Origin of the sequence: Streptomyces sp. NPDC101165 (assembly GCF_044768135.1) — a bacterium.
Lineage (GTDB): Bacteria > Actinomycetota > Actinomycetes > Streptomycetales > Streptomycetaceae > Streptomyces.
In genome coordinates this window covers 176,204-196,164 of sequence record NZ_JBIWPG010000011.1, presented here as the reverse complement: position 1 = coordinate 196,164, position 19,961 = coordinate 176,204, and the positions used below count along the sequence as shown (strand labels likewise).

Sequence of the window (19,961 nt, the reverse complement as noted above, 5' to 3'; positions counted from 1 at the left end):
CCACGAGCAGATCCGGAGGCACCCCCTTGTCCACGCCCGCCCACGAACCGCTCGACGACCCGCTCGCCCGGGAACGCAGCCACCTCGCCTTCTCCCGGTCCGCACTGCGCGCCATGCGCGAGGACGTCGAGGCACTGGACATCCGCGACGTCACCGCGAACTGGGTCAACGCCGAGGTGCTCGCCCGCCAGATCGACGAGCGCATCAAGGCGCTCGCCGACCTCAGCGACACCCCCCTCTTCTTCGGGCGGCTCGACTACCTGCACGCCCCGGGCGCCGGCCAGGCGGAAGGGGCCGAGGGCGAGAGGTTCTACATCGGGCGGCGGCATGTGCACGACGGCGACGGCGACCCCATGGTCATCGACTGGCGCGCCCCGGTCTCGCAGCCGTTCTACCGCGCGTCCAAGAAGGACCCGATGGACATCGGGCTGCGCCGCCGCTTCGGCTACACCGGCGGCGACCTGACCGCGTACGAGGACGAGCACCTGTCCGACCCGGCAGAGGCGGCCGCCACCAGCAAGCTGCTCCAGCAGGAGATCGAGCGGCCCCGCGTCGGCCCCATGCGGGACATCGTGGCGACCATCCAGCCCGAGCAGGACGAGATCGTCCGCAGCGGGCTGGGCGGAACCGTGTGCGTGCAGGGAGGCCCGGGCACCGGAAAGACCGCCGTCGGCCTGCACCGCGTCGCCTACCTCCTCTACGCCCACCGGGAGCGGCTCGCCCGCACCGGCACGCTCGTCATCGGCCCGAACAAGTCCTTCCTGCACTACATCGAGCAGGTCCTCCCGGCGCTCGGCGAGCTGACCGTGCAGCAGGCGACCGTGGACGACCTGGTCGCCCATGTGGAGGTGCGCGGCACGGACGACGCGATCGCAGCCGTCGTCAAGGGCGACGCCCGGATGGCCGAGGTGCTGCGCCGGGCCCTGTACTCGCACGTGACCATGCCCACCGAGCCGGTCGTCGTCGTACGCGGCTCGCGGCGCTGGCGGGTACCGGCGTACGAACTGGAGGAGCTCGTCCGCGAGTTGCTCGACCGGGACATCCGCTACGGCGCCGCCCGCGAGGCCCTGCCGCAGCGGATCGCGCACGCGGTGCTGGTGCAGATGGAGCGGGCCGGGGAGGCGCCGGACGACCGGGTGCAGGACGCGGTCGCCCGCAACAGCGCGGTGAAGGCGGCCGTGAAGGCGGTCTGGCCGGTCGTGGACCCGGCGAAACTGGTCCTGCGCCTGCTGACGGAGGCCGACTTCCTCGCCGAGCACGCCGAGGGGATCCTGGACGAGGACGAGCAGAAGACGATCCTCTGGGCGAAGCCCGTACGCAGCGTGAAGTCGGCCACGTGGTCGGCGGCGGACGCGGTGCTGATCGACGAGGCGGCCGACCTGACCCAGCGCACGCACTCGCTCGGGCACGTCGTCCTGGACGAGGCCCAGGACCTGTCCCCCATGCAGTACCGGGCCGTCGGCCGCCGCTGCACCACCGGCAGCGCGACCGTCCTGGGCGACCTCGCGCAGGGCACCACCCCCTGGGCGACACGGAGTTGGGACGAGGCGCTGGCCCACCTCGGCAAGCGGGAGGGGATCATCGAGGAGCTGACGGCGGGCTTCCGCGTCCCCACGGACGTCATCACCTACGCCTCCCGCCTCCTCCCCCACATCGCCCCCGGTCTCACCCCGGTCGCCTCGGTCCGTGAGAACCCGGGCTTCTTCGAGGTCCGTACCGCGACGGAGACGGCCGAAGTGATCGCCGCCTGCGCGGAGTTGCTGGGCAACGAGGGCTCGACCGGCCTGATCGCGGCCGACGCGCGCATCCCGGCGCTCGCCGAGGCCCTGACCGAGGCCGGGATCACCTACCTGGCCCCGGGCGAGGAGACCACCCGCGAGACCCGGCTGACCCTGGTCCCGGCTTCCCTCGCCAAGGGTCTGGAGTACGACTACGTGGTCCTGGACGAGCCCCAGGCGGTGGTGGACGGCGAGCCGGACGAACGCACGGGCCTGCGACGCCTGTACGTGGCCCTGACCCGAGCGGTGTCGGGCCTGATCGTGACGCACGCGGCGCCGCTGCCCCCGCAACTCGCCGAGCAGGCGCTCCCCGAAGTGCCCTAGGCGGCCTCGCCGTCCAGCATCTGCCGCCACTGCGTGACCGCGTCCACCGAGACCGGCCCCTCCCAGCCCCGCGGCCGGGCCGCGCCCCCGATGTGGAAGGCGTCGATGCCGGCGTGGCGCAGGGCCGGGACGTGGTCCAGGCGGAGGCCGCCGCCGACGAGGATCGTCTGGTCGTAACCGGGCTCGCCCCGTCGGCGTGTCTCGGCGACCAGGGTCGGCAGGCCCTCGTCGACGCCGGAGGCGGAGCCGGCGGTGAGGTACGTGTCCAGGCCGGGCAGGTCGGCGAGCTGCTTGCGCAGGGCGTCGCGGTCGGCGGCGCGGTCGATGGCCCGGTGGAAGGTCCAGCTGCAGCCGCCCAGCGCGGCGACGACCCGCTCCACCGCGTCCAGGTCGACGCCCCCGTCCGCATCGAGGAACCCGAGCACGAACTGGTCGGCACCGGCCTCCCGCAGCTCGCCCGCCACCCGGACCAGGCGGTCGACGTCCCCGGGGTCTCCGGCCGCGAACCCGTTCGCCAGCCGCAGCATCACGCGCAGGTCGATGTCGACGGCGGCCCGGATCCCGGCGACGGTGGCCGCCGACGGGGTGAGCCCGTCGGCCGCCATCTCGGTGACCAGCTCCAGACGATCCGCGCCTCCGGCCTGGGCGGCGACCGCGTCCTCGACGTCGAGGGCGATCACCTCCAGGACTGCACGCTTGCTCATGGCACCCCATTCATCGGCGACTACAGGTCTAGTCCAATTCAAGACTACGCCGGTTCCGTACCCGCCCGGGCCGCCCCTCATCCGAAGATGTTCAGATCCCCCTCCGCCGCGCCGGCCAGCGCGTACGCGGCTCCGTCCAGCGGCCGCCCCGCGTACAGCCGTACGAGCGTGGCGGCCGAGCCGATGTACCGGGCGGGCGGAGCCCCCGCGGCCAGGTCCCCCAGCCGCAGCGGATCGTCCACGTCGTCGAGGTCGGCGTGCAGCGGCACGTGCTTCTTCTCCCGGGTGACGCGGACCAGCAGCGTCAGCGCGTCCGGCAGACCGGCCCCCGCGTACGCCCCCGGCACCCCGAGCACGTCCCGCACGTCACCGGCGTGCACCCACTCCCCCAATGCGATCATGTCCAGCACCCCGCCCGCCTTGGCGATCACCGGCCCCGCCTCGGTCATCCCGCGCTCCAGCTCGTCCACGACCTGCGCGTTCGTCCACTGCGCGCGCTCGGCGACGTCCCGGTCGTTCGACTCGGGCGAGAACACCCCCTTCTCGAACCGGCTCTCCACGACCCGCATCAGCGCGGCGGAACAGTGCGCCAGCACATCCCGCACCGTCCACCCCGGACACGCGACGGTCGGCAGCGCGAAGTCGGCGTCCGCACGCGAACGCAGCAGCGGTACCAGCGCGTCCCGCTCGACCTCCAGCAGCCGACCGGGGAGTTCGGGATCCCGTGCTTCCTCTACGTGAGTCATGGGCCCACGCTAGGGGCGCCGCCCGCCGCACGTCACGGAAGAATGAGCACATGGCCGACCTCGACGCCCTGCGCCTCCGCTTCGCCCACGCCCTGGAGGGAGCCCGCGCCCCCGGCGACGGCCCCGACCCGGCCCCCTACGCCGACCACCTCCTCACCCGCTGGCAGGAACCCCAGCGCCATTACCACACGCTCGCCCACCTCACCGCGGTCCTGGACCACATCGACGTGCTCGAGACCTACGCGGCCGATCCGGACGTGGTCCGCCTGGCCGCCTGGTTCCACGACGCGGTGTACCTGCCGGACCGCTCCGAGAACGAGGAGCGGTCCGCGCACCTGGCCGAGCGCGCCCTGCGCGAGGCGGGTGTACCGGAGGCAAGGACGGCCGAGGCAGCCCGTCTCGTCCGCCTCACCATCACCCACGACCCCACCGACGACGACCGCAACGGCCAGGTCCTCTGCGACGCCGACCTCGCCATCCTCGCCGCACCCCCGTCGGCGTACGCCACCTACACCGCCGAGGTCCGCGAGGAGTACCACTTCGTCCCCAACGAGGCCTTCCGCGAGGGCCGTTCGGGAATCCTGCGCCAACTCCTGGATCTGCCCCGCCTGTTCCACACCCCGTACGGGCGGGAGCACTGGGAGGCGACGGCGCGCTACAACCTGGCGGGCGAGCTGGAAATGCTGTCGACCTGAGGGACACCGCACCCTAGGGTTCGCCCCATGCGACCGATTAACGGGGACGATGTGATCGCGGCCGTCGAGGGCAGCACGGCGGTGCTCGGCACGGCGGTGGAGCGGGACTGGAAGGGCGTCAGGGCCGGGCGGCTGGAGTGGAGTTGCCGGGAGACGGCCGACCACATCGTGACCGCCTTCATGGGCTACGCGAGCCGACTGGCCGTAGGCGCCCAGGACTGGCTCCTCTTCGACGTCACCGTGGACGAGGACGCCCACAACGCCGCTGTGCTGGACGTGATCCGGTCGACCGGCGCCCTGCTCGCGGCCGTCGTCCGCACCACCCCTCGCGGGGTCCGCGCCGTCCATCCGTACCCCTTCGGCAGCGCCGACCGCGAAGGCTTCGCCGCGATGGGTGTCGCCGAGGTGCTGCTGCACACGCATGACATCGCCGAGGGACTCGGGCTCGCCTACGAGCCGGCCGAGGAACTGGCCGAGGCCGTCCTCACCTGGCTCTTCCCGCACGTCCAGCCCGGCCCGGCGCCCTGGCCGACCCTGCTGTGGGCGACCGGCCGCGGTGAGCTGCCCGGCCGTGCCCCGGTCACCGAGTGGCGCTGGCAGAACAACCTCGTCATACCCGCCGAGCGCCTCGCCCTGGTCGGGGTCCGCCCGGCCGCCGCCCGCGACCTCCGCCTCGGCGGCGACGGCGGCTTCGAGTGGCTCGAGGGCGGGCCCTTCGAGGGCACGCGAGTGGCCTCGACCTACATGATGAAGGCCTATGAATCGGGCGTGCATCGGCCCGAGTTCGGCGTCTTCGCCCTCGTACGCCATGAGGACGGCCGCGCCATCGGCGGCATGGGCTTCCACGGCGTCCCGGACGAGGAGGGCCGGGTGGAGGTCGGCTACGACCTGGTCGAGGGCGCCCGCGGCCAGGGCTACGCGACCGAGGCCCTGCGCATGCTGACGGAGTGGGCGCTGGCCCGGGACGACGTCGACACGGTGTTCGCGACCATCGAGGGCGACAATCTCCCCTCGCAGCGCGTGGTGTCCCGGGCGGGGTTCACCCGGGCCACCGTGGAGGAGGAGCGGGCGGCGCAGGAGGAGAACGGCGCGGACAGCGATCTGCAGCTCCACATCCGGCGGCGGTGAGCACCCACTCGCGTCCCCGAACCCGGTTCAGTCCCGCACCGAAGGAGCCGGCCGGCCCTTGGGCCGCCGCAACCCCGCTTCCGTGAGCCTGCGGACCAGTTCCTTGGAGCCGATCTCCACCGCCCCGGCGGCCACCGCGTCCGCGTAGTGGTGCGACGGGATGTCGTAGTGGTCGCGTTCGAAGGCTCGACGGGGTACGCCCAATTCCGCCGCGAACACATGCAGTTCGTCGAAGGACGCATCGCTCACCAGGTGCGACCACATGCGTCCGTGGCCGGGCCAGGACGGCGGGTCGATGTACACCGTCACGGCAACCTCACGAGGACTGCGTCCCGCCCGTGGCCCACCCCAGCGAACCCACCGCTGCCACCTTCACGCCCGCCTTGCTGCACACCCAGTACGGGTCGGGCCCCAGTTCCGGCTCCACGTCCAGCGCGTGCGGGTCGCCCGAGCCGCACACCGGGCACAGCGGCCAGCGGCCGTACCGCTCCAGCAGCGCGTCCTGGACGTCCTGCGCGACCAGCCCGGCCACGTACTCGACGCCGTCCGGCCACTGCTCGACCCACCAGCGGCGCTGGGTGACGGAGTCCTCGACCAGGGAGACCACGTCGGCCTCGGCGACGTCGCCCGCGACCAGGTCGGCGAGCACCAGCGCGCGGGCGGCGTGCAGCGCCTGCTCAAGCGGGGACAGCGACTCCATGGTCCCATTGTGCGCACTCTTGACCGGGAGACCGAAACGAAAATATCTTTCATTGGTGACCCAGGACCTGAAGGAAATTTTCGGAAGTCCGGGCGGCTCGCTCGCCGCCAAGGTGCGCACCCTCGCCCCTTCCATGACCCGGTCCATGCAGCGTGTCGCCGAGGCGGTCGCGGGCGACCCGGCGGGGTGCGCGGCCCTCACGGTCACCGGTCTGGCCGAACTGACCGGCACCAGCGAGGCGACGGTCGTACGCACCGCCCGGCTGCTCGGCTATCCCGGTTACCGCGATCTGCGCCTCGCCCTGGCCGGGCTGGCCGCGCAGCAGCAGTCCGGCCGGGCGCCCGCGATCACGACGGACATCGCGGTGGACGACCCCATCGCCGACGTCGTCGCCAAGCTCGCCTACGAGGAGCAGCAGACCCTCGCCGACACCGCCGCCGGACTCGACACCGCCCAGCTGGGCGCGGCCGTCACCGCGCTCGCCGGCGCCCGCCGCACCGACGTGTACGGCATAGGGGCGTCCGGTCTGGTCGCCCAGGACCTCACGCAGAAGCTGCTGCGGATCGGGCTCATAGCCCACGCGCACAGCGATCCGCATCTGGCCGTGACCAACGCGGTGCAGCTGCGTTCTGGTGATGTGGCCCTAGCGATCACACACTCCGGGTCGACCGGGGACGTCATCGAACCGCTCCGGGTCGCCTTCGAGCACGGGGCGACGACGGTGGCCATCACCGGCCGCCCGGACTCGCCGGTCACCCAGTACGCCGACCACGTCCTGACCACGTCGACCTCCCGGGAGACCGAGCTGCGGCCGGCCGCGATGTCCTCGCGGACGAGTCAACTGCTGGTGGTGGACTGCCTGTTCGTGGGGGTGGCACAGCGGACGTACGAGAGTGCGGCGCCCGCGCTCGCCGCGTCCTACGAGGCGTTGGCGCACCGGCACCGCACCCATCCCAGGTGAGTGAAGAGCACGCGAATCGGAGAGAGCCACCCCCCATGACCTCCCATGACCTGCGCAACGAGCTGGAGTACCTCACCACCGAAGCCTTCCGGCCGGAACTCGCCGAGATCGACCGGTTGCCCACCCTCGACATCGCCCGTCTGATGAACCGCGAGGACACCGGCGTGCCCGACGCCGTCGGTGCGCGGCTGCCGGAGATCGCCGCCGCCGTCGACGCCGTGTCCGAGCGGATGGCCCGGGGCGGACGTCTCGTCTACGCCGGTGCCGGCACCGCCGGACGCCTCGGCGTGCTGGACGCCTCCGAGTGCCCGCCCACCTTCAACACCGACCCCGCCCAGGTCGTCGGCCTGATCGCGGGCGGCCCCGAGGCCCTGGTCACCTCGATCGAGGGCGCCGAGGACTCCAAGGAGCTGGCCCGCAGGGACCTGGACGCGCTGAAGGTCGGTGCGGAGGACGCCGTCGTCGGCATCTCGGCCTCCGGCCGCACCCCGTACGCCGTCGGCGCCGTCGAGCACGCCCGAGCGCTCGGGGCGCTGACCATCGGGCTGGCCTGCAACGAGCACAGTGCGCTCGCGGCCGCCGCCGAGCACGGCATCGAGGTCGTCGTCGGGCCCGAGCTGATCACCGGCTCGACGCGGCTGAAGGCGGGCACGGCCCAGAAGCTGGTGCTCAACATGCTGTCGACGATCACGATGATCCGCCTGGGCAAGACCTACGGGAACCTGATGGTCGACGTGCGCGCCTCCAACGACAAGCTCCGGGCCCGATCCCGACGCATCGTCGCGCTGGCCACGGGAGCCTCGGCGGAGGAGATCGAGAAGGCGCTCACCGAGTCCGGCGGCGAGGTGAAGAACGCCGTCCTGACCATCCTCGCCGGCGTCGACGGCCCGACGGCCGCCCGCCTTCTGGAGGACTCCGGCGGTCATCTGCGTGCCGCGCTGGCGGTCGCGGGCACCTGAGCCGCACGCTCGGGGCGTGCGCAACGACCCCGCCTCCCTCGCAGCCGCCGTCCTCACCCGGGTCGGCGGCCCCGCCAACGTCACCTCCGTCGCCCACTGCATGACCCGGCTCCGACTGTGCGTCGCCGATCCGGCGGCGGTGGACGGGGAAGGGCTGCGGGGGCTGCCCGGAGTGCTGGGGGTCGTCGCGGACGGGGAGTCGTCCTTGCAGGTCGTGCTGGGGCCGGGGGTCGTCGTCGAGGTCACGGCGGCGGTGCGGATCCAGGTCGACGAGGTCACCGCGACGGCCGCGACCGCGGGTGCCGTGGCCGCGCACACGCGGGTCGGCGAGAGCACGGCGGCTGTGCAGCCGCACGTCGGTGATCTGCCGGCCGGTGATCCACCGACCGGTGCGGCCGGCCGCCGGTTGAAGGAGCAGCTCCGGCAGCGCAACGCCACCCCCTTCAAGACCGCCCTCCGCCGTGTCGCCGCCGTCTTCGTGCCGCTCATCCCCGCCCTGATCGGCTGCGGCATCCTCGCCGGGATCAACGGGCTGCTGGTGAACGCCGGCTGGCTGCCCGGGCTGACCCCCGCCCTGGCCGCCGTCGCCTCCGCGTTCATGGCGCTGATCGCGGTGTTCGTCGGGTACAACACCGCGAAGGAGTTCGGCGGCACGCCGGTGCTGGGCGGCGCCGTGGCCGCCGTGGTCGTCTACCCGGGCGTGGCGAAGGTGACGGCGTTCGGGGTGCAGCTGGTGCCCGGCCAGGGCGGGGTGCTCGGCGCGCTCGCGGCGGCGCTGCTGGCGACACGGGTGGAGAAGTGGTGCCGGGGCCGGGTGCCGGGAGCGCTGGACGTGCTGCTGACCCCGACCGTGACCGTCCTCGTCTCCGGCCTGGTCACGCTGTACGGCCTGATGTACGCGGCCGGCGTGGTCGCCTCGGCGATCGGTACGGCGGCGAACTGGCTGCTGGCCACGACCGGAGCCCTGGCCGGACTGGTCCTCGGCGGCCTGTTCCTCCCCCTCGTCATGCTGGGTCTGCACCAGGCCCTGATCCCCATCCACACCACCCTCATCGAGCAGCAGGGCTACACCGTCCTGCTCCCGCTGCTGGCCATGGCGGGCGCGGGCCAGGTGGGCGCGGCGCTGGCGGTGTACGTCCGCCTGCGCCACGACGTCTCCCTGCGTACGACGATCAGGTCCGCGCTCCCGGCGGGTCTGCTGGGCGTGGGCGAGCCGCTGATCTACGGGGTGTCCCTGCCGCTGGGCCGCCCGTTCGTGACGGCCTGCGCGGGCGGCGCGGCCGGAGGAGCCTTCATCGGGTTCTTCGCGATGCTCGGGGACAAGGTGGGGGCCACGGCCATCGGCCCGTCGGGCTGGGCCCTGTTCCCACTGCTGGCGGGGAACAGAGGGCCGGGGATGACCGCCGCCGTCTACGGGGGCGGACTGCTCACCGGTTACGCGGTGGGGTTCGCGGCGACGTACTTCTTCGGCTTCCCCCGCGGCTCCCGGGTGGCCGCACCGGCGTGACGCACCGTCGGGACCGGTCGTTGCGCCGGGCATGATGAAGAAGCTTCTGGCCACCGCCGCCCTGACCGCCTGCGGCGCCGCCCTGGCCACCCCCGCCCACGCCGACGACCACTGGACCGCCACCGCGACCGCCCTGTGTGCCAGCGACCTCGTCGTGACCCCGGCGGTCACATCCGTCTCGCCGCTGCCCCTGGCCGACGCCGCCCCCGCCTGCGGCAAGGGAAGCCTGATCCGCAACGACGGCTGACCGGCCGGCACGGCAGCGACCACCCACCACAGGCCGCCGCAGGCGAATCCCCCTGGCGCACAAGAACCGCCCGCACCCGCCGACGACGAATCCGCCCCACAAAGACCGCCCGCACCCGCCGACGACGAATCCGCCCCGCAAGGGCCACCCGCACCCGACCACGAAACCCGCACGGGTGGTGCGGGTGGGAACACGAAACCCGGCCGGAGGCCGGGTGCCCACCCACCGGCCGCAAGCCGTCCCGCGTTACCGTCGACACCATGAACCACGCCCAGCTCACCGCCCTCGGTCGCGCCCTTCGGCTGCTCGGGGAGCACGGGGAGGCGCTCACCGGGGACACCCCGGATGCCCGGCTGTACGAGGTCAAGGCCGATCTACGGCGAGCTCTCGACCTGCTGGAGGAGAGCGTCACGGCCGGTGCCCCCTCCACCCGGTGCCCCGAGCATCCGCACGGGCCCGTCGACGAGAGCGCCCCCGATCTCTGCCTGCTCTGCGAGACCCGGCGCCGGGCCGCCCGGCGCTCGGAGTTCCAGGGCAGGCCCGGCGCGGCCGAGCCGGTCGCCACCGCCCCCTCCCGTTACGGCGTCCGGGCCGACCGCCCCCAGCCCCAGCAGCGGTGGCTGCCGGAGGCCTGGAACGGGCGCGAGTGGGAGCTGTGCGGGACGCCCCGGCGGGACCGGCACGAGGCCGAGGCGTATCTGGCCGCCCAGCGACGCGGATCCCGGCCCGCCATGGCGTACCGGCTCGTGCACGAGTTCACCGACTACGAGGTGCTGCGGATCTGGGGGACGCCGGTGCACGTCGACATCGAACCCCTGGGCAACCTCTAACCGAGCAGCGGCAGGGGCTGGAAGTCGTAGCCCTCCCAGAGGCGCCTGCTGCGCTCCTCCGGGTAGGCCGCGATCGTCGGCTCGGCGTCCAGGATCTGCACCGGGCGGGCCTCGGTGTCGTACGCCGGCCAGCCCGGGTCTCCGGTGCGGGCGAACGACGTCCACGCGCGGCGGAAGCGGGCGGACAGCTGCTCCGCCTCGGCCGGTATGTCCGCCCCGGCGAAGAGCAGACCGCCCAGGACGCCGCGGTACGTGCCGAAGAGCAGGGCGACGTCCAGGGCGTGGCACGCGCCCAGGACACCGCCGCTGCCCGGCGCCTCCCAGGTCAGTTCGTAGACGTGGGCCCTGCCGCCGCCCGCCAGCTGGGCCTGGGCGAGATGCAGGCTCGGCATCCCGAACAGCCAGTCCGTCTGGACCCGTTCGAACAGGTCGCTCGGCGAGGCGTCCGGGAAGGCCGAGCGGTAGGCCTGTTCGCCCGCCGCGCCGCCCGGGGCGAACATCCGCAGCGCCGCTGTCGCCCGGTCCTCCGTGATCTTGCCGAGCATGCCGCCCATGGCCAGGAACAGACGGAACTCGTCCCGGTTGTGGCCCACCAGAAGGTCGACGTCCCTTGCCGCGCCCGCCGCCAGGGCCTGCCAGGGGGCGGCGGGCAGGATGTCTCCGTCGACGACCGGGGAGAAGGGCGTGACCGTCGGTGCCGCCTGACCCCATCTGTCCGTGTACTGGAGCATCTTGGCGCTCAACGCCTGTCCGGCGCCGACGAGTTCACGGGGGTCGACCGCGGCCAGATCCGCCGCCGTCGGCTGCCGCCCCGCCTCCGCCGCCAGCGCCCCGGCCATGTCACGCGCCAGCTCGGCGGAGAAGAACGTGCCCGGCAGGCTCTGCACCACCGCCCGCCGGAGCAGTCCGCGGGCCCTCGGCATCGCCAGCAGCGAGGCCACCGAGCCCGCGCCGGCCGACTCGCCGAAGACCGTGACCTGGCCGGGGTCGCCGCCGAACGCCGCGATGTTCTCCCGCACCCACTCCAGGGCCGCCACCTGGTCCAGCAGGCCCCGGTTGGCCGGCGCACCGTCCAGGAGGGTGAAGCCCTCCATGCCCACGCGGTAGTTGAAGGTGACCACGACGACGTCGCCGTCCCGGGCGATGCGCTGTGCGTCGTAGCCGGGCTGACCGGCGTGGCCCATCTTGTACGAGCCGCCGTAGATCCACACCATGACCGGGCGGCCGGCGGACGGGTCCGGGCCGGGCGTCCACACGTTCACGGTCAGCCAGTCGTCACCGGTGGGGCCGGTCACCCCACCCGCCTGGACCCCCAAGTCCTGCGGAGGCGGGGGCCCGAAGGCGTACGCCTCCCGGGTGCCGTCCCAGGGCCGGGCCGGGCGCGGGGCCTGGAACCTGGCCTCGCCGACCGGGGGTTCGGCGAAGGGGATGCCTCGGAAGACCGCCAGACCGTCCTCGTGGCGGCCGCGCACCGCGCCGGAGGCGGTGCGCACCACAGGTCCGGCGGTCTCCGCCGCCCGGGCCCCGGACTCGCTCGTCGTCATGCTCGCTCCTCACTGGTCATCAGGGGAACGGACGGGAACGATCACAAGTGCCCGGCGAACTCGGCCACTTCGGCCCAGGTCAGCTGAGGGTCTTCAGCGCGGCCGCGTCGTACGGCTTCAGTTCGTCGACGCGGTCCGCGAGCACCTTGGCCGCCCACTCCGGGTCCTGGAGCAGTGCGCGGCCGACGGCGACCATGTCGAACTCGTCGGCCTCCAGGCGGTCGAGCAGGTTGTCGATGCCCTTGACCGGGGAGCCCTCGCCCTGGAAGGCGTTGATGAAGTCGCCGTCGAGGCCGACCGAGCCGACGCTGATGACCTGCCTGCCGGTGAGCTTCTTGGTCCAGCCCGCGAGGTTCAGGTCGGAGCCGTCGAACTCGGGCAGCCAGTAGCGGCGGGTGGAGGCGTGGAAGACGTCGACGCCGGCGGCGGCCAGCGGGGTGAGGATCGCCTCCAGCTCCTCGGGGGTCTCGGCGAGACGGGCGCCGTAGTCCTGCTGCTTCCACTGCGAGTAGCGGAAGAGGATCGGGAACTCGGGGGAGACGGCCGCGCGGACCGCGGCGACGATCTCCGCCGAGAACTTGGTGCGGGCGACCGGGTCGCCGCCGTAGGCGTCGGTGCGGCGGTTGGTGCCGGCCCACAGGAACTGGTCGAGGAGGTAGCCGTGGGCGCCGTGGAGCTCGACGCCGTCGAAGCCGATGCGCTCGGCGTCGGCGGCGGCCTGGGCGAACGCGGCGACGACGTCGTCCAGGTCCTGCTGGGTCATGGCCTTGCCGGTGGGCTCGGCACCCTCGGTGACCAGCCCGGACGGGCCGACGGCGGGAGCGTCCGCGATCGGCGGCTCGCCCTGCTTGCGGACCATGCCGATGTGCCACAGCTGCGGCACGATCGTGCCGCCCGCCGCGTGCACGTCCTCGGCGACCTTCGCCCAGCCGGCCAGCTGCTCCTCGCCGTGGAACCGGGGCACACGGTCGCTCTGCCCGGCCGACTCGTGCCCGACGTACGTCCCCTCGGTGACGATGAGACCGACACCGGCGGCGGCACGGCGTGAGTAGTACGACCGCACGTCCTCGCCGGGGATGCCGCCCGGGGAGAACATGCGGGTCATCGGCGCCATCACGATCCGGTTGGGAACCGTGAGCCCGTTGAGGCTGATCGGACGGGCGAGGATCTGGGCCGCGCGGGAGGCGGGAGGCGTCGTGTCGGTCACGTGGGGGCTCCTCGAGTGTTGCTCGGTCTGACCAGCTGGTATGTGCACACGCATTGTTGCACCTCCTCAAAGAACCACCTATGCGGTGCGGCACATTCCAAGTCCGGCCCGACCACTTTGTGATCCCGGCCACGCCCGCCGGCCCTCAGGGCAGCTCGGTCGCTGCGCGCGAGCGGGCGTCCCGGTTCAGCCGCCGCACCTTTTCACGCAGCACCTCGTCCGGCGCCGCCTCTCCCAGCTCCGCGGGCGGACAGTCCCACTCCCGCCCGCCGCCCCCGGGCCGGAGCTGCACATAACCTCCTACGCGCGCCATGACCTCACCGATCCGCCCGCTCCGTACGTCGACGGCGTACGTCCCGATCTCCCCGGTCACGCATCCCCGCCCGGCCGCCGCAGCACCGCCGCCAGCCGCGAGGCCACACCCAGGTTGCAGCGGCCCAGGTCGACGAGGGCGTAGGGGTGGCCGTGGGCGCCGGTGACCTGGTCGATCCGCAGCCAGGGCAGGATGATCCCGACCTCGTACAGGGCCGCGCGCAGCCGCTCGACGGCTTCCGCCGCGGAGCGGGCGGGCCGGTCGTCCGCCGCCATTTCCTTCGTGTTCATTGCGCCAATCCCTCCACGCTGGGTGTTCACGTTCACTACACAGCGTGTCCATCAGCGCTCTAGCCTGGCTAGACACAGCGTCCCAACAACCCTGCTTGTACGACCCGGGAGTTGCCATGGCAGGACCGAAGGACCTCGATCCGTCGTCGTCGCCCCGCGCCTTGCTGGGTGCCGAGTTACGGCATGCACGCGAGCGGAAGGGACTGAGTCAGGAGCAGCTGGGCCAGCGGCTGTTCGTGAGCGGGTCGTTCATCGGGCAGCTGGAGGCGGGGACTCGGCGGATGCAGCCCGAATACGCGGCGCTGCTGGACGAAGTTCTGGAGATGGGGGGCTTCTTCAGCAGGAACTGCAATGCGGCGGCCAAGACGAAGTACCCGCAGCACTTCGCGGAGGTGGCGGAGTCGGAGGCTCAGGCCACGGCGATCAGGGAGTACGCGCCACTTCTCATCCCCGGGCTGCTCCAGACGGCCGAGTACGCGCGGGCCGTGAACCGCGCGTACGACCCGACGACGCCGGAGGAGACCATCGAGGAGTGGGTGGAGGGACGGATGGCGCGAGCCCGTCTCCTCGACCACCCAACAAAGCCGCTGTTGTGGGCGGTGCTTGACGAGGCGGCCTTGCGCCGGGAGACCGGTGGCCGGGCAGTGATGGCGGAGGCCCTGCGCCACATCGCCGGCCTGGCCCGTCGGAGCCGGGTCATCGTGCAGGTGCTGCCGCTCAGCGCGGGGGCTCACACGGCGATGGAGGGTGCCCTCAAGCTGATGGACTTCGAGGGCGCCCCTCCGCTGGTCTACCTTGAGGGAGTACGCAGCGGGCGGCTGGAGGACGACCCGGCCGCTGTCGCCCGACTCAGGTTCGTGTACGACCTCCTCGTGGCCTCCGCGCTCTCGCAAGAGAAGTCCCTGGCCCTGATCGAGGCGTTGGCGGAGGATTACGCCCATGAGGAACATCGCTGACTACGACCTGAGCACGGCTGCATGGATCAAGTCGAGCTACAGCGGTGGTGGCGGCGGCAACTGCCTCGAAGTTGCGGTCAGCCACCCCGCCCTCATCCCCATCCGCGACTCCAAGACCCCCCAGGGCCCGAAGCTCGCGTTCCGGGCCGAGGCGTGGTCGGCGTTCGTCGAAGACCTGAAGCGGGCCTAGCCGAGGCTCAAGCGCCAAGCCCCGAGCCCTCTTTGCATGGAAGGGGAGGTGGGTTCAACCCACCCTCCCACCCTGCGCGTTGACTTGGCGCGACCGACTTGCGACGGACAGTCACGAGGCTCTAGCGTGCCCGCATAACGAACAGCCCCCGTCAGGTGCTACCAACACCTGCGGGGGCTTGACCAACGAGACCGGACGGAACCCGATCCCGTGGCTGAAGCCAACTTTAGTCCTGCCCCCCTGCCCGCGCACGCGTCCCCGCACCCGATGGCCAATCCGGGTTACGGCAAGCGCTCCACACCGGACCAACTCACCCGCACCAACCACGACTTCGCGCACTTACCGCCTCGCGAAGCCGCCATCGCCGCGTACGTCGACCGCCTTCCCGAAGGCGCCGACATCTCCGTGAAGACACTGGCCAAGCAGCTCCCGTACGGCCAGTGCGCGCTCAGAACCGCCCTCAACAGCCTCCAGCGGGCAGGGCACTTGAGGCGAGGGAGGGAGCGGCTGGAGAGCGACTCGGGCGGCTCGCGCTGGATCACCCGATCGTGGTGGTCCCGTACCGCGCGCGACGACGCCTGGTGGGCGGCCTTCACGCGAGGCGACGTACCGGAACCGGAGCAGCCGCCGGACGAACGCGCCCGCCCCACCCGCTCCCGCGCCCACATCCTCCTCGCCGCCCTGGGGCGTACGGCCCCGGTCCTGTCCCTCTCCGCCGCCGACTGCGCGGCGCTCGCCCCGCTGGTGGAGGAGTGGTTCGCGCGCGGGGCCACCGAGGAGATGCTCCAGACCGCGCTGACCGCAGGGCTGCCGACGCCCGTGCACAGCCCGGCGGCCCTGCTCCGCCGCCGGTTGACCGACAAACTTCCGCCGGAACCACCACCCGCCCCGCGCCTGCCCCGCCGGTTCCTGGAGTGCGCCGAGTGCGGGGTGCCGGGGCGGCCGGAAGCGCTGCCGGGGGGCGTGTGCGGCGGGTGCCGAGGCGAACGCGCTCCCGCGCACCCCCGTACGCCCCTGCCCGCCCCCGCAGTGCTCGCCCGCGCGGGCGAGATCCGGGCTGCGATGTCCCTGAAGCGACGAGAGAGGACACCCGCATGACCGCTCCTACGGTCCGACGACACCACCCGGGGCACGATGGAGGGGAGGAGGCGACGCCATGACCCCCAGCACCGCTGAACGCCCGCAGATGCCCATCGAGGACTTCGAGGAACTCGCCAGCGTGGCCCCGGAGGGTGTGCAGCTCGAATTCGTCGACGGGCGCGTCCGCACCAAGGATCCGCTCAGCGTCGAGGACTTCGAGGAACTCGCACGCCGGGCGCCGGAGACCGTCCGGCTCGAGTACAGCCACGGAAAGCTAGAGGTCAAGGCAATGCCGGACGGCAACCACTGCGAGATCTTCATGTGGCTGCTCCGTCAGTGCATGCAACAGCGCCCCGAGCTGAACCTCGTGCCCGAACGAGGTGTCAAGACCGAGGCATACCGTAAGGGTCGCGCCATCACGGACGGCTTTCTCGCGCCCAGGGGCCACTTCAAGGGACACGGCAACTGGTCCCCGGCCGACGGCGCCCTCATGGCCGTGGAGATCACCTCCCACGACCGCGACACCAACCAGCGCGACCGCGTCGACAAGCCCGTCGGCTACGGAGCAGTCGACATCCCCGTCTGTCACCTCATCGACCGCGACAACAACACGGTCACCGTCTACAGCGAGCCCAAGGACGGCCGCTACCAGCAGTCCCCGTCCCACCCCTGGGGCGCCGCCGTCGAGCTCCCACCGCCGGTGAGCATCACCCTGGAGACCGAGGAGCTCAAGGACTACGCAGACTGACCGTATGCCGAAACCCCCACTGATCTCCGCGAGCGACGAGCTGGAGCGGTCCTCCGTCGTGGCCAACAACTCCATGAACCGGGAACGCGGGCTCACCGGAGTCAACAGCTACGCCCGCGAGTTGGGCTTCGATCCCCTCGCCCGGCTGGCCGGTCGTCCCGCTCCCTCCTGGCTGGACCTGTGCAGTGGTGAGGGCCGGGCCTTGCGTGAGGCGGCCGGTGCCCTGTCGAGCGACGCCGTGCTCACCGCCGTGGACCTCGTGGGGCCGCTCGCGCCCGGGGCGCCGACGCCGCCCGTCCTGGAGGAGATCGTCGCCTCCGTTTCCTCTTGGGCGCCCTCACGGACGTACGACCTCATCACCTGCGTACACGGTCTCCACTACATCGGCGATCAGCTGGGGCTTCTGTGCCGGGCCGCCTCATGGCTCACCCCCGACGGACTGTTCATCACCCACTTCGACCCCGACTCCGTCCGCTGGGCCGACGGCTCACCCGCCGGGCGGGCCGCCCTCTCCGCCCTCCGCGCCGCCGGGTTCCGCTACAGCTCCCGGCACCACCGCCTCACCCTCGATGGCGCCCGTGACATCCGACCGCCGTTCCGCTACGTCGGTGCCGATCCCGCCGCCGGGCCGAACTACACGGGTCAGCCCGCAGTGGGCTCCTATTACTCTCAGGAACCGACTGATCAGGACACCTGAGCCCTGAAAACGCCCGAGGGCGGCACCCCCAGCCAGAAGCTGGAAGCACCGCCCTCGGTCCGTAGGACAGGCGATCAACCGTCAGGTCGATCAGAAGTCCATGTCACCGCCCGGCATGCCGCCCGGAGCGGCCGCGGCGGCCTTCTCCGGCTTGTCGGCGATGACGGCCTCGGTGGTGAGGAACAGCGCGGCGATGGAGGCGGCGTTCTGCAGAGCAGAGCGGGTCACCTTCGCCGGGTCGATGATGCCCTCGGCGACCAGGTCGACGTACTCGCCGGTCGCGGCGTTCAGGCCGTGGCCCGGGGTCAGGTTGCGCACCTTCTCCACCACGACACCGCCCTCGAGGCCGGCGTTGACGGCGATCTGCTTCAGCGGGGCCTCCAGGGCCAGCTTCACAGCGGCGGCACCGGTGGCCTCGTCGCCCTCGAGCTCCAGCTTCTCGAAGACACCGGAGGTCTGCAGCAGGGCCACGCCACCACCGGCGACGATGCCCTCCTCGACGGCCGCCTTCGCGTTGCGGACGGCGTCCTCGATGCGGTGCTTGCGCTCCTTGAGCTCCACCTCGGTGGCGGCACCGGCCTTGATGACCGCGACACCGCCGGCGAGCTTCGCCAGGCGCTCCTGCAGCTTCTCGCGGTCGTAGTCGGAGTCGCTGTTCTCGATCTCGGCGCGGATCTGGTTGACCCGGCCGCCGACCTGCTCCGAGGAGCCGGCACCGTCGACGATGGTGGTCTCGTCCTTGGTGATGACGACCTTGCGGGCGCGGCCCAGGAGGTCCAGGGTCGCGTTCTCCAGCTTGAGGCCGACCTCCTCGGAGATGACCTCGCCGCCCGTGAGGATGGCGATGTCGCCGAGCATGGCCTTGCGGCGGTCACCGAAGCCCGGGGCCTTGACGGCGACGGACTTGAAGGTGCCACGGATCTTGTTGACCACCAGGGTCGACAGGGCCTCGCCCTCGACGTCCTCGGCGATGATCAGCAGCGGCTTGCCCGACTGCATGACCTTCTCCAGGAGCGGGAGCAGGTCCTTGACGGAGCCGATCTTGGAGTTCGCGATGAGGATGTACGGGTCCTCGAGCGACGCCTCCATGCGCTCCATGTCGGTCGCGAAGTAGGCGGAGATGTAGCCCTTGTCGAAGCGCATGCCCTCGGTGAGCTCGAGCTCCAGACCGAAGGTGTTGCTCTCCTCGACGGTGATGACGCCTTCCTTGCCGACCTTGTCCATGGCCTCGGCGATCAGCTCGCCGATCTGGGTGTCGGCGGCGGAGATGGACGCGGTGGAGGCGATCTGCTCCTTGGTCTCGACGTCCTTCGCCTGCTCCAGCAGGGCGGCGGAGACGGCCTCGACGGCCTTCTCGATACCGCGCTTCAGGGCCATCGGGTTGGCACCGGCGGCGACGTTGCGCAGGCCTTCCTTGACCAGGGCCTGGGCCAGGACGGTCGCGGTCGTCGTGCCGTCACCGGCTACGTCGTCCGTCTTCTTCGCGACTTCCTTGACCAGCTCGGCGCCGATCTTCTCGTACGGGTCCTCGAGCTCGATCTCCTTGGCGATGGAGACACCATCGTTGGTGATCGTGGGGGCGCCCCACTTCTTCTCGAGGACGACGTTGCGGCCCTTGGGGCCGAGCGTCACCTTGACGGCGTCCGCGAGCTGGTTCATGCCGCGCTCGAGGCCGCGCCGCGCCTCCTCGTCGAACGCGATGATCTTGGCCATGTGAAGTGGTCCCTCCAGGACTGGGGGTGATTCCTTCGGACCGCGCCCGCGCCCGCGACGGACGGCTCGCCGACCTGTGGTTCCTTGCCCCACCTGGCCTGCGGGCCTCACCGACCCGGTCCTTCTTTGTCACTCTCACCTTCAGAGTGCTAACGCCAATGATTAGCACTCGGCACCCCCGAGTGCAAGCGCCTCGGGGGTGCCGGAGGGTGCACTCAGCCGCACGCGAACAGGGGAGCGCCGGGCATGACGAAGGGCCCGCACCCCGGGAGGTGCGGGCCCTTCGAAGATGAAACAGAAGAACGTCGCTGTTCAGTCGACGCGTGCTTCAGCTGGTCGCCAGCCGGACCATGTCCGCCTGCGGGCCCTTCTGGCCCTGCGAGATCTCGAAGTCGACCCGCTGTCCCTCTTCCAGGGTGCGGTAACCGTCCATCTGGATCGCGCTGTAGTGGACGAAAACATCCGCACCACCGTCGACCGCGATGAAGCCGTACCCCTTCTCCGCGTTGAACCACTTGACGGTGCCCTGAGCCATGCCTAACTCCCCTATTACTGGCCCTTGCACAGATCCACACTTCGCGGACCCGGGTCAGACCTCACCCCCCATTGGTCGGGGGCGTGCGCCGGAACGCGTCGACCGCGGC

23 protein-coding genes are annotated in these 19,961 nt (G+C 71.8%); 13 read left to right on the top strand and 10 right to left on the bottom strand.

Translation table 11 applies throughout. The annotated features are described in order from the left end of the window. The first annotated feature begins 26 nt into the window (after positions 1 to 26). The gene (locus tag ACIRVH_RS24685; protein WP_403956718.1) at positions 27 to 2,102 is read left to right on the top strand and encodes a HelD family protein; all 2,076 of its coding nucleotides are present in this window, start codon (positions 27 to 29) and stop codon (positions 2,100 to 2,102) included. Here the strand turns inward: ACIRVH_RS24685 and ACIRVH_RS24680 are convergent. Both ACIRVH_RS24680 and ACIRVH_RS24675 read right to left on the bottom strand, forming a co-directional pair. Then, a complete protein-coding gene (locus ACIRVH_RS24680; RefSeq protein WP_403956716.1) occupies positions 2,099 to 2,806 on the bottom strand; it encodes a copper homeostasis protein CutC in 708 nt (235 codons plus the stop codon). The genes ACIRVH_RS24685 and ACIRVH_RS24680 overlap by 4 nt on opposite strands. Before the next feature lie 77 nt (positions 2,807 to 2,883). After that, positions 2,884 to 3,552 (bottom strand): maleylpyruvate isomerase family mycothiol-dependent enzyme, encoded by a 669-nt coding sequence (locus tag ACIRVH_RS24675; protein ID WP_403956714.1) that lies wholly within the window; start codon positions 3,550 to 3,552, stop codon positions 2,884 to 2,886. 50 nt (positions 3,553 to 3,602) lie between these two features. Here ACIRVH_RS24675 and ACIRVH_RS24670 point away from each other — a divergent pair, with 50 nt between their 5' ends. Together ACIRVH_RS24670 and ACIRVH_RS24665 are read left to right on the top strand one after the other, a co-directional pair. Continuing rightward, positions 3,603 to 4,247: a hypothetical protein gene (locus ACIRVH_RS24670; RefSeq protein WP_403956712.1), complete on the top strand. Its 645-nt coding sequence runs from the start codon at positions 3,603 to 3,605 to the stop codon at positions 4,245 to 4,247. A 27-nt stretch (positions 4,248 to 4,274) separates the two neighbouring features. Next, positions 4,275 to 5,375 (top strand): GNAT family N-acetyltransferase, encoded by a 1,101-nt coding sequence (locus tag ACIRVH_RS24665; RefSeq protein ID WP_403956710.1) that lies wholly within the window; start codon positions 4,275 to 4,277, stop codon positions 5,373 to 5,375. A 27-nt stretch (positions 5,376 to 5,402) separates the two neighbouring features. Here ACIRVH_RS24665 and ACIRVH_RS24660 read toward each other — a convergent pair whose 3' ends face one another. Further along, positions 5,403 to 5,684: a DUF4031 domain-containing protein gene (locus tag ACIRVH_RS24660; RefSeq protein WP_403956708.1), complete on the bottom strand. Its 282-nt coding sequence runs from the start codon at positions 5,682 to 5,684 to the stop codon at positions 5,403 to 5,405. Between the two features lie 7 nt (positions 5,685 to 5,691). Next, positions 5,692 to 6,075, bottom strand: coding sequence for a hypothetical protein (locus ACIRVH_RS24655; protein ID WP_403956706.1), 384 nt, complete (start codon positions 6,073 to 6,075; stop codon positions 5,692 to 5,694). Positions 6,076 to 6,130: 55 nt separating this feature from the next. On the opposite strand from ACIRVH_RS24655, the gene ACIRVH_RS24650 reads away from it, so the two are divergent. The 5 genes from ACIRVH_RS24650 (at position 6,131) to ACIRVH_RS24630 (ending at position 10,579) form a co-directional block, all read left to right on the top strand. Beyond that, entirely contained in the window at positions 6,131 to 7,036 is a 906-nt protein-coding gene (locus ACIRVH_RS24650) for a MurR/RpiR family transcriptional regulator (RefSeq protein ID WP_403956704.1), read from the top strand. Positions 7,037 to 7,071: 35 nt separating this feature from the next. Beyond that, a complete protein-coding gene (murQ, locus tag ACIRVH_RS24645; protein WP_403956702.1) occupies positions 7,072 to 7,995 on the top strand; it encodes an N-acetylmuramic acid 6-phosphate etherase in 924 nt (307 codons plus the stop codon). Positions 7,996 to 8,011: 16 nt separating this feature from the next. Next, positions 8,012 to 9,502, top strand: coding sequence for a PTS transporter subunit EIIC (locus tag ACIRVH_RS24640; RefSeq protein WP_403956700.1), 1,491 nt, complete (start codon positions 8,012 to 8,014; stop codon positions 9,500 to 9,502). Positions 9,503 to 9,533: 31 nt separating this feature from the next. Next, complete coding sequence (locus ACIRVH_RS24635; RefSeq protein WP_403956698.1) at positions 9,534 to 9,749, top strand: hypothetical protein; 216 nt, start codon at positions 9,534 to 9,536, stop codon at positions 9,747 to 9,749. 260 nt (positions 9,750 to 10,009) lie between these two features. Then, complete coding sequence (locus ACIRVH_RS24630) at positions 10,010 to 10,579, top strand: hypothetical protein (protein ID WP_403956696.1); 570 nt, start codon at positions 10,010 to 10,012, stop codon at positions 10,577 to 10,579. Here the strand turns inward: ACIRVH_RS24630 and ACIRVH_RS24625 are convergent. The 4 genes from ACIRVH_RS24625 to ACIRVH_RS24610 all read right to left on the bottom strand — a co-directional run bounded on the left by ACIRVH_RS24625 (position 10,576) and on the right by ACIRVH_RS24610 (position 13,933). Beyond that, positions 10,576 to 12,123, bottom strand: a complete 1,548-nt coding sequence (locus tag ACIRVH_RS24625; protein ID WP_403956694.1) for a carboxylesterase/lipase family protein — start codon at positions 12,121 to 12,123, stop codon at positions 10,576 to 10,578. The genes ACIRVH_RS24630 and ACIRVH_RS24625 overlap by 4 nt on opposite strands. Before the next feature lie 79 nt (positions 12,124 to 12,202). Continuing rightward, complete coding sequence (locus ACIRVH_RS24620; RefSeq protein ID WP_403956692.1) at positions 12,203 to 13,330, bottom strand: NADH:flavin oxidoreductase; 1,128 nt, start codon at positions 13,328 to 13,330, stop codon at positions 12,203 to 12,205. A gap of 145 nt (positions 13,331 to 13,475) precedes the next feature. Beyond that, the gene (locus ACIRVH_RS24615; protein ID WP_403956690.1) at positions 13,476 to 13,703 is read right to left on the bottom strand and encodes a hypothetical protein; all 228 of its coding nucleotides are present in this window, start codon (positions 13,701 to 13,703) and stop codon (positions 13,476 to 13,478) included. Further along, complete coding sequence (locus tag ACIRVH_RS24610; protein WP_403956688.1) at positions 13,700 to 13,933, bottom strand: hypothetical protein; 234 nt, start codon at positions 13,931 to 13,933, stop codon at positions 13,700 to 13,702. Before ACIRVH_RS24610 ends, ACIRVH_RS24615 begins: the two co-directional genes overlap by 4 nt. Before the next feature lie 116 nt (positions 13,934 to 14,049). On the opposite strand from ACIRVH_RS24610, the gene ACIRVH_RS24605 reads away from it, so the two are divergent. The 5 genes from ACIRVH_RS24605 to ACIRVH_RS24585 all read left to right on the top strand — a co-directional run bounded on the left by ACIRVH_RS24605 (position 14,050) and on the right by ACIRVH_RS24585 (position 17,604). Further along, positions 14,050 to 14,889 (top strand): helix-turn-helix domain-containing protein, encoded by an 840-nt coding sequence (locus tag ACIRVH_RS24605; protein WP_403956686.1) that lies wholly within the window; start codon positions 14,050 to 14,052, stop codon positions 14,887 to 14,889. After that, a complete protein-coding gene (locus tag ACIRVH_RS24600; protein ID WP_403956684.1) occupies positions 14,873 to 15,079 on the top strand; it encodes a DUF397 domain-containing protein in 207 nt (68 codons plus the stop codon). Before ACIRVH_RS24605 ends, ACIRVH_RS24600 begins: the two co-directional genes overlap by 17 nt. A gap of 267 nt (positions 15,080 to 15,346) precedes the next feature. Then, positions 15,347 to 16,177, top strand: a complete 831-nt coding sequence (locus tag ACIRVH_RS24595) for a hypothetical protein (protein WP_403957143.1) — start codon at positions 15,347 to 15,349, stop codon at positions 16,175 to 16,177. A 58-nt stretch (positions 16,178 to 16,235) separates the two neighbouring features. Continuing rightward, positions 16,236 to 16,907, top strand: coding sequence for a Uma2 family endonuclease (locus tag ACIRVH_RS24590; protein WP_403956682.1), 672 nt, complete (start codon positions 16,236 to 16,238; stop codon positions 16,905 to 16,907). Positions 16,908 to 16,911: 4 nt separating this feature from the next. Beyond that, entirely contained in the window at positions 16,912 to 17,604 is a 693-nt protein-coding gene (locus tag ACIRVH_RS24585; RefSeq protein WP_403956680.1) for a class I SAM-dependent methyltransferase, read from the top strand. 90 nt (positions 17,605 to 17,694) lie between these two features. On the opposite strand, the gene groL is transcribed toward ACIRVH_RS24585, so the two are convergent. Continuing rightward, on the bottom strand, positions 17,695 to 19,317 hold the full coding sequence (gene groL / locus ACIRVH_RS24580; RefSeq protein WP_145876015.1) for a chaperonin GroEL: 1,623 nt from the start codon (positions 19,315 to 19,317) through the stop codon (positions 17,695 to 17,697). 328 nt (positions 19,318 to 19,645) lie between these two features. Beyond that, positions 19,646 to 19,852: a cold-shock protein gene (locus tag ACIRVH_RS24575; RefSeq protein ID WP_019057200.1), complete on the bottom strand. Its 207-nt coding sequence runs from the start codon at positions 19,850 to 19,852 to the stop codon at positions 19,646 to 19,648. Positions 19,853 to 19,961: the final 109 nt, after the last annotated feature.